Genomic DNA, 2170 nt, shown 5'->3' with positions numbered 1-2170 from the left:
GTTGGTGCCGTCCATCATCACCTGATTCGCTCACACTTGCGTTTAAAAGCTTCCATCGTGATCGACACGGCCCAATGTTGGAGTACCCATCACTTCGCTTGTCTAATTGGTTATGGCGCTTCCGCAGTCTGTCCCTATCTTGCGTTAGAAACGATCGCCCAGTGGTGGATCGAGCCAAAAACTCAGAAATTGATGGAAAATGGCAAATTAGAAGCTATTAGCCTCGAAAAAGCCCTAATTAATTACCGCAAATCCGTAGAAGCAGGATTACTGAAAATCCTCTCGAAAATGGGTATTTCTCTCCTATCTTCCTACCATGGGGCGCAAATTTTCGAGGCGATCGGATTATCGGCAGATTTAGTTAAACTAGCTTTTAACGGTACTACCAGTCGCGTCGGGGGTTTAAGCATTGCTGAAGTGGCCCAAGAAGCGATCGCATTCCACAGCAAAGCTTTCCCCAATCTTACCGCTAAAAAACTAGAAAACTACGGTTTTGTCAACTACCGTCCAGGGGGAGAATACCACATGAATTCCCCGGAAATGGCGAAAGCACTCCATAAAGCCGTGGCCGCTCACTCCCAAGGTGAAGGATATGACCATTACGAAACCTATCGTCAAATCTTGCAGCAAAGACCTGTCACCGCTTTACGCGATTTATTAGAATTTAACAGCGATCGAGCTTCAATTCCCCTCGAAGCAGTAGAATCGATCGAAAGTATCCTGCAACGCTTCTGCACAGGGGGAATGTCCCTCGGTGCCTTGGGCCGGGAAGCACACGAAACCCTAGCGATCGCCATGAATCGCATCGGAGGTAAGTCCAATTCCGGAGAAGGGGGAGAAGATCCGATCCGTTACACCAGCTTAAGCGATGTGGATGCAGAAGGACATTCCGTGACTATGCCCCATCTAAACGGCTTAAAAAACGGTGATACGGCTAATTCTGCCATTAAACAGATAGCTTCGGGTCGTTTTGGAGTCACTCCCGAATACTTAATGAGTGGAAAACAGCTAGAGATTAAAATGGCCCAAGGAGCAAAACCGGGAGAAGGAGGTCAATTACCCGGGAAAAAAGTCAGTTCCTATATTGCCATGTTACGGCGATCAAAACCGGGAGTAACTTTGATTTCTCCCCCTCCTCACCACGATATCTACTCGATCGAAGATTTAGCGCAATTAATCTACGATTTACACCAAATTAACCCCCGGGCCAAAGTTTCCGTCAAATTAGTGGCCGAGATCGGTATCGGCACAATTGCGGCCGGAGTTGCCAAAGCTAACGCTGATATTATCCAGATTTCTGGCCACGATGGTGGTACAGGTGCATCACCCCTAAGTTCGATCAAACACGCGGGTAGTCCCTGGGAATTGGGAGTGACGGAAGTGCATCGGATGTTAATGGAAAATCAACTGCGTCATCGGGTGATTTTGCGCGCAGATGGGGGACTGAAAACCGGTTGGGATATCCTCATGGCTGCTCTCATGGGTGCGGAGGAATTCGGTTTTGGTTCCATTTCCATGATTGCCGAGGGGTGTATCATGGCCCGCGTCTGTCACACGAATAATTGCCCTGTGGGAGTCGCTACCCAGCAGGAACGTCTCCGCACTCGTTTTCCTGGAATTCCCGCTCATGTGGTCAATTTCTTTACTTTGGTGGCCGAGGAAACGCGGCAATTATTGGCGAAATTAGGCTATCACAGTTTAAATGAGGTGATTGGCCGGGCAGATCTGTTAAAAGTGCGCTCCGATGCTCGTTTAACTAAGACAGAATCCCTCAATCTCGATTGTTTGTTGAATTTACCCGATGGCCGCGGCGATCGCTCTTGGTTGCAGCACGAGGAAGTACATAGTAACGGTGCTGTTCTCGATGACGATATTCTAGCCGATAGCGAGATTAAACAGGCGATCGAGCAACAGGGAACCGTCAGCAAAACCTACAGGATTGTCAATACCGATCGCTCTGTCGGGGCGAGAATTGCGGGGGTAATTGCCCAAAAATACGGTAATGATGGCTTTGAAGGCGAAATTAAGCTCAATTTCCAGGGCGCAGCTGGTCAAAGTTTCGGAGCATTTAATTTACCCGGTGTCAATCTCCATTTAGAGGGAGAAGCTAACGATTATGTGGGTAAAGGCATCTACGGCGGCGAAATTGTCATCGTACCGCCCCAAAACG

General features: G+C 48.5%; 1 protein-coding gene. It reads left to right on the top strand.

Annotated elements, in window-relative coordinates:
* Positions 1–2170, top strand: a 2170-nt coding sequence (locus PX481_RS20480; protein WP_288095705.1) for a glutamate synthase-related protein, incomplete at both ends; no start/stop codon positions are given.

Source organism: Microcystis sp. M53603_WE2 (assembly GCF_030065435.1).
This window is presented reverse-complemented; position numbering and strand designations above follow the sequence as displayed.